Raw genomic sequence first — 6,291 nt, forward strand, 5'->3', positions numbered from 1 at the left:
CTCCTGATTGCGCTCGGCTGAGTTTACGTGCCGCGGCAGAAAAAGAGCCGCACTCACACACGGTGACAAAGATTTTTAGTTGTTCAAAACTGTACATAATGCTCATCACATCGATAGCCAGAGCAACAAGGTATCACGAAGTGTGATAGTCATTAACTTTTGTTCTGAATTTATATCGGCATAATCCTCGGCTCTTTATCTGCACGACCATTCGTTGAGGAGACTTTGTGAGTCGATTAGAACGTTTATTCCACGCGATTACGTTTGAAGCCTTAGCCGTATCATTATCGATCATAGGCTTAGCGACCTTTACCGATCACAGCATTAACCACCTATCAGGAACAATGATAGCTGTCGCGACTATTGCGATGCTATGGAATGTAATCTTTAACTGGGTATTTGATAAATTTGTGCCCGGAAAGAAAGAAAAACGCACGTTAATGACACGTATTAATCATGTACTGTTATTTGAAGCGGGGTTACTGTTTTTCACCGTTCCGGTGATGGCATATATTCTCAATGTGAGTCTATGGCAAGCCTTCATTATGGATATTGGTGTAACCATATTTATTACCCTATACGCGTTTGTGTTCAACCTAGCTTATGATCATTTGCGGGCCTACATTATCGCCAAAAAATCACCAGCTCTAGTCAGCGAATAGCATTATCAAAACGCGAGCGTTTAGTGATAAAAAACCGAGTCAGCCACTTAGCTCAACTCGGTTTTTTAGTACCTATTTTTAGCACTTACTTTTTGCACTTATTGATGAATGCAACTTAGTCGATCAGAGTTAAAGAATCTAAAATGCCTTTACCGCTGTGAATGCCACCTTCATTTTCGCTGGCCGGCTTACTGCGAATAAGATAACCCGCATAACCTCCCAGCTCCGTTACCGGTTTACCTTGATAATGTGCAGTAAACAGACCTATTTCACTGACTAAATCGCTGATCAGCGTTTGCTGGCTATCACGCACCGCAATCGTCGGCACATCACGCTCATGAGGATATAAGCGTTGCATCAATGCCCATGCGTCATATTCTCGTGGATCTAATTGCGACAATTTCGCCGCAATATCATCGCCAAAAATACAGTGACCACCACCTTCACCTTGGTTTTTCAGCACCCAGTGATCTTTGTTTGCCGAAGTGGTAAACCATTCAATCACCGATTGGCTAACCGGCTTCATCTCTGCTAACACGCTTTTCACCAAATGCGCTTCTTCTAACGTCAGCCCCCAACGTTGATATTCATGCGCGTCCATCATGGTAAGCATCATTTGCATCGATTTACTGGTGGCCAACTGCTGGCTGATGGTCGCGTTAACAGCCACATTGTGTTTTTCGATAAATACTCGGGTTTGGCTTAAGGTATGGCAACAAACACTTTCATCCAATTCAGGGGCACAGTAATCACTGTATTGGTAACCAGCACGTAAATAGACCACATCAATCCCACCCATACCTGCTAGGACTAAGCGTTGCTGATCACCGGTTGAAAGCTGTTTACTCAATTGCTCAAAAGTACGACGCACAGTGCGTACACCGCGCTTTTGCAATTCCACTTCCAACAAATGCTGATCATAAACATTGTCTTCGTTCTTTTGCACTACCATCAAAAAGGTTGGCTTGCCCTCATCCCCAAATTGCTCTTTGATCGCTTGCGCCGAAGTTGCGATACCCAGTGCAAGCTGCTCTAAGCCGACATTGTCTGCCGATACACTCAGCGGGTCTTCTAACCATTGCTGATAAACACTGCCCCACTGCTCACTCATGTACTGGTGCAATTGTGTGGCTCGTTGACCAAACGGCCCCATGCCAGCAGCAATACCATTAAACTCAATCACTTTCGCGCCTTGGTCACGGTCATCCATAAAATCGGTTCGCATCAAAAGCAGCGGCTGGCGCGCAGGTTTAAGAGCCGTAGGGAGAGGCGTCTGTTGATCCCCATGAGCTTGCAGATGCAATGCCATCAAACTGCCAAAAAACGGGTCTGCTTTGGCCATATCACGCAGTGAGCTTTGCAAGAAGTCATGATCTTCAGACACTGCATTAATCAATTTGGCAATAACCGGCGTCACTCTAAGTAAGTGCTGATAGACATTACGCTCCATCGCTGTTGGCGCAAGACTGAATGGACAATGGCGAGCGGTGTTATCCGCTTGACGAAAAGCCACACCGTGCATGATGGCCCATTCACAGGCATCTTCAATAACTTGTTGAGAAACGAATTGATTTTGATTGTTCATCTGGTTCTACTCTGTAAACTTTGCGACTTATTCAGTGCAATGTAAGGCCGAATACCGGCCTTCTAATGGATGACCGCCTAACTAGGCGATTGCGCTGGCTAAACCCAATGAGCTATTTAAATGCTCACTTTCTTCTTATGCTTTTTGGCTAGTGGAGAGACGGGGCGCCATCTTAAATTTGATCCAGTGCTTCTTTCATGGCCTCTTTGGTATCACTGTTGATATTAGCGGTTACTTGATCCAATAGAAATATTTGTGGAGCGCATAAAATTGCTCAAGCCAAGGCAACCCATTGCTTTTCTTCCATCGGCATAGACTTTCTGTTTCGCTAAAATGCCTCGTTCACAATTAAGAGATCATTGCGATTTCACACGTACTTTGCGGTTGTAATCCTAAGACGATGACCAAAAACAAAAGACGAAAAAAACAAAAATAATTATTCTATTTGAACAAAAAGTCACACCTATCCTTGATCCAACGAGCCAATATGCGCACATAAATCGCTTATAATACCAGCTCTGATGAATCACTCACTAACCGCTAAAACGTAACAAACATCGGTTACTAGTAATCTATTGATATCTTGTAAGCACTCTTTGGAGACGCAAAATATTCATCAGACATCGCTATCAAAGGAAGCATGAGGGGTGACCTGAGATCGGATGCAGTAATACGAACAAACAAAACTCGTATCAACTCAAGCCAAATGAGACAACCGCCGAGTCCAATATGGATCGCGATTTGTCGTCCCAAATTTCTGGAGTTAAACATGAAGATCGTGATTGACACTCACACTCATACACTAGCAAGCGGTCACGCATACAGCACGTTACTAGAAAATGCCGCAGCGGCCCATCGCAAGGGACTGAAGATTCTCTGCACCACCGATCATGCCCCTGAAATGCCAGGTGCGCCACACTACTGGTTCTTCAATAACCAGCGCATTATTCCGCGTTTTTTAAATGAGGTTGGTATTATTCGCGGTGTCGAAGCTAACACACTCAACACCAACGGGGACATTGATTTACACCAAAGTACCGATCAACATTTAGATTGGGTTATGGCAAGTTTTCATGAACCCGTTTTTGCTCCAGCGACTGAAGCTGAACATACTGAAGCCTTACTCAATGTGATTAAAAGTGGTCGTATTGATGCGCTTGGTCACCTTGGTAACCCTAATTTTCAGTTTGATATCGAAGCCGTATTGCGTTGCGCGAAAGAGCACAATGTCGCGATTGAAATCAACAACTCTTCATTACTGGGACACAGCCGTATTGGTAGTGTCGAACGTTGCGACGACATAGCACGCATAGGTAAAGAGATTGGTGTCTACTTCACCACCGGTTCTGATGCGCATTTCTGTGAAGATATTGCTAAGTTAGATCTCGCCGTTGCACTGCTTGAAAAATATCAAATCGATGAAGAAAAAATCATTACCTCAAGCACCCAACGATTCTTGAACTTTCTGCTATTGCGCGGCAGAAAACCCATCGCAGAGTTTGCACAATTATACTAACCGCGCCACTGTTTAACCTGCTGATGTGACATAAAAACGCCCTTAAATGTTTATTTCAAGGGGCGTTTTATTTAATAAGATAAAATTGAACAGCAACAAAGAGAAACTAAACCGTCATTGATAATTCAACCACGGATTCAATACTGATCGCATCGTGGCGCCAATATTCTATACCGCAGTCAATCAACTCACCGTGCTGATTATAGTGAACACGCTCTACTACCGTTGCCGGTGTACCTAAAGTGGCGCGCAGCGCCTGAGCTGCATCACCTAATAAGGTACTGGTGGTGATTCGGTAACGTGTTTTTTGATACTTCACGGCATAATGATCACGATAGATATCCGTCAATGACGCAGTAAGGTCATGCTCCAACAAATTCGGGAGCAATTCTGGACGAATATAATTGGTGACATAAACCACCGGGCGATCTTCTAGATAGCGTACACGATCCACGCGGTAAACATCAGAGAAGGGCTTTAGGTTAAGCAAGCGTGCAGCATGCTTGTCTGCCAAGATGGCCTTAGCACCAATCAACTCAGTTTTAGGTACTCGATTCTGCGCTCTCGCCATATTGGGAAAATTCAACGCTTGTGTTGGGTCGTAACACAATGGCGGTGGGGAAATAAACCAGCCACGGCGGTCTTCACGGTAAATTCGCCCTTCCGCTTCCAACAACGACAATGCTTCACGCAGTGTCACGCGGGTAGTATCAAATGACTCTGCCAGTTTACGCTCTGCTGGCAGTTTTTGGCGCGGGGCCAACATACCAGTCTCAATTTGCTCAACAATCGAATCTTTAATTTTTACGTACTGCACGAAACATCCTTCTCTTTAAGCCAAGCTGATAGGTTGTGCCCTAACCACTCACTCTCAACCAACACTATATAAGCCATACCATCTGCTCACGTTGTATGACGGCAGCAAACAATGATTAGCTAATGAGGGGATATTACTGCAGAAGTGCAGTTCTGTGCATTACTAAACCAACACAACGTGACATCCAAAGATTCAGCACGCAACGGCATCATCACTGTTCATTCTGATATTGATGATTGGGATGAAGACGTGACATCAAATACATATCAATATAACGCCCAGCTTTAAACGTACTTAAACGCTTAGTCCCTTCGATATCAAAACCAACCGATTTATACAGCGCTATAGCCGCTGCATTGTCGGTATGCACATCCAGTTCGATACGGACTAAGTTGATCCAGTTATCGGCCTGATTAAGCGCTTCAACCATTAAAGCGCGACCAACACCTTGCCCATGAACTTCTGGGTGAACGGCGATTGCCAGCCCGGCACAATGTCTATCTCGAACCTTTGTCGTTAAAAACAGAGTAACATGTGCCACAACCTTTGAGTCTACCTCCGCGACTAACGTATAGTTGTCGGGGTTGGTGAAAAAACTGGCAACTTTATCAGAACTCAAAAATGGCAGCTGTGAAGTGTTTTCTGACACACTAGTGAAGCTGTAGATATCAAATAAATCGCGATTATCCATAGTCTCAAGATGTCTAATTTTGATGCCCATGAGCTTCCTTACTGCTTATTTATTGATAAGTGGTTAACTTCGATGGTAACCGTTGATGACAAACAGCACTAGTAACATATTCCGTTTTTAACAAACCCGGATGTTCCTTTTTAAATATTACTTCTGCCTCTCAAGCTATATCTGCAGTGAAGATGAAACATGGACATATTTGCTAAGCACCATCCATCAACCAGGCGACCGCTTCATCGTATTCTTCAAAAGAACGAATCTCACCATGAATAAACCAACTGCCTACTTTAGCAGCCCATTCTTGCCAACCATGTGAACCGTACAATGCCACGCGATCAAATTCCGACCCGTGACTCATGCCTAGCCTAAAATCATCCCAAGCGGCTCTCAACTCCCAACCTTCAAATTCGGTCGCATCGAAAAACACGTTCACTTTCGGTTGTTCAATTTTCGCCAATGCGGCATCCAACATGGGAACGAGTCTTTGATAATCATCGTGAGTTAGCTTTCCGACTGCTTTAATCGATAAAAAAACATCATCATCGACTCTATCAAGGCCGATAGAAATTCCGTGTTTATGCATAATTCACCTCTGTGTTAGACCTTGTTCTAATTTAGTACAAATTTGCTTAATAAGAGCAAAATGAAAAGCCATATTTCGGCAAACAAAGTATGTAAATTTCAGCAATAGCGGCGCGCTCTAATAACAAAATACGTTGATAATCTTATGCTAGCTCTTGTCTCAGAAAAACCCTAAACCATTGAAAACAAAACACAACAATTGAAATTCAGTAACATTTTCAATAGGATAGTCGGCAATAATGGAACTGAAACCCAACACAAATAAGAGAACCCAACTTGACTGTTAGTAAGATAAATAGAAAAACGAAATTACTGATTGGAATCGGCGCTTGTATCATAGTGGGTGGCGGGATCACTTACACTCTCACCAAACCCTACTTCAAAGAAAGAGCCCGCATAGCGCTCTTGGCAGAACAACTGGATAGAAAAGACAGTGCG

The 6,291-nt window shown here is 43.7% G+C and carries 7 protein-coding genes; 2 read left to right on the top strand and 5 right to left on the bottom strand.

Going from position 1 to position 6,291, the window contains the following annotated elements; genetic code table 11:
* Positions 1-97, bottom strand: a 97-nt coding sequence (locus RH85_RS22510) for a LysR family transcriptional regulator (protein WP_006714473.1), incomplete at its 3' end; no start/stop codon positions are given.
* Between the two features lie 130 nt (positions 98-227).
* Between RH85_RS22510 and RH85_RS19610 the strand changes: the two genes are divergently transcribed.
* On the top strand, positions 228-662 hold the full coding sequence (locus RH85_RS19610) for a PACE efflux transporter (protein ID WP_006714474.1): 435 nt from the start codon (positions 228-230) through the stop codon (positions 660-662).
* Between the two features lie 115 nt (positions 663-777).
* On the opposite strand, the gene RH85_RS19615 is transcribed toward RH85_RS19610, so the two are convergent.
* The gene (locus RH85_RS19615; protein WP_006714475.1) at positions 778-2,247 is read right to left on the bottom strand and encodes a glutathione synthase; all 1,470 of its coding nucleotides are present in this window, start codon (positions 2,245-2,247) and stop codon (positions 778-780) included.
* 769 nt (positions 2,248-3,016) lie between these two features.
* On the opposite strand from RH85_RS19615, the gene RH85_RS19620 reads away from it, so the two are divergent.
* Positions 3,017-3,763 carry a phosphatase gene (locus RH85_RS19620; RefSeq protein ID WP_006714476.1) on the top strand — a complete coding sequence of 249 codons (747 nt, stop codon included), beginning with the start codon at positions 3,017-3,019 and terminating at the stop codon, positions 3,761-3,763.
* Between the two features lie 106 nt (positions 3,764-3,869).
* Here the strand turns inward: RH85_RS19620 and phnR are convergent, their stop codons facing one another.
* From phnR to RH85_RS19635, 3 genes are all read right to left on the bottom strand, one after another.
* Positions 3,870-4,580 (bottom strand): phosphonate utilization transcriptional regulator PhnR, encoded by a 711-nt coding sequence (gene phnR / locus RH85_RS19625; protein ID WP_006714477.1) that lies wholly within the window; start codon positions 4,578-4,580, stop codon positions 3,870-3,872.
* 211 nt (positions 4,581-4,791) lie between these two features.
* Positions 4,792-5,301 carry a GNAT family N-acetyltransferase gene (locus tag RH85_RS19630; protein WP_006714479.1) on the bottom strand — a complete coding sequence of 170 codons (510 nt, stop codon included), beginning with the start codon at positions 5,299-5,301 and terminating at the stop codon, positions 4,792-4,794.
* Between the two features lie 172 nt (positions 5,302-5,473).
* Positions 5,474-5,854, bottom strand: a complete 381-nt coding sequence (locus RH85_RS19635; RefSeq protein WP_006714480.1) for a SpoIIAA family protein — start codon at positions 5,852-5,854, stop codon at positions 5,474-5,476.
* Positions 5,855-6,291 lie beyond the last annotated feature (437 nt).

The organism is Vibrio ichthyoenteri ATCC 700023, assembly GCF_000222605.1.
GTDB classification, from domain to species: Bacteria; Pseudomonadota; Gammaproteobacteria; order Enterobacterales; family Vibrionaceae; genus Vibrio; species Vibrio ichthyoenteri.

Coding starts and splice junctions, on each gene's coding strand:
- RH85_RS19615 (WP_006714475.1), bottom strand. CDS start 2,247: ATGAACAATCAAAATCAATTCGTTTCTCAACAAGTTATTGAAGATGCC.
- RH85_RS19620 (WP_006714476.1), top strand. CDS start 3,017: ATGAAGATCGTGATTGACACTCACACTCATACACTAGCAAGCGGTCAC.
- RH85_RS19630 (WP_006714479.1), bottom strand. CDS start 5,301: ATGGGCATCAAAATTAGACATCTTGAGACTATGGATAATCGCGATTTA.
- RH85_RS19635 (WP_006714480.1), bottom strand. CDS start 5,854: ATGCATAAACACGGAATTTCTATCGGCCTTGATAGAGTCGATGATGAT.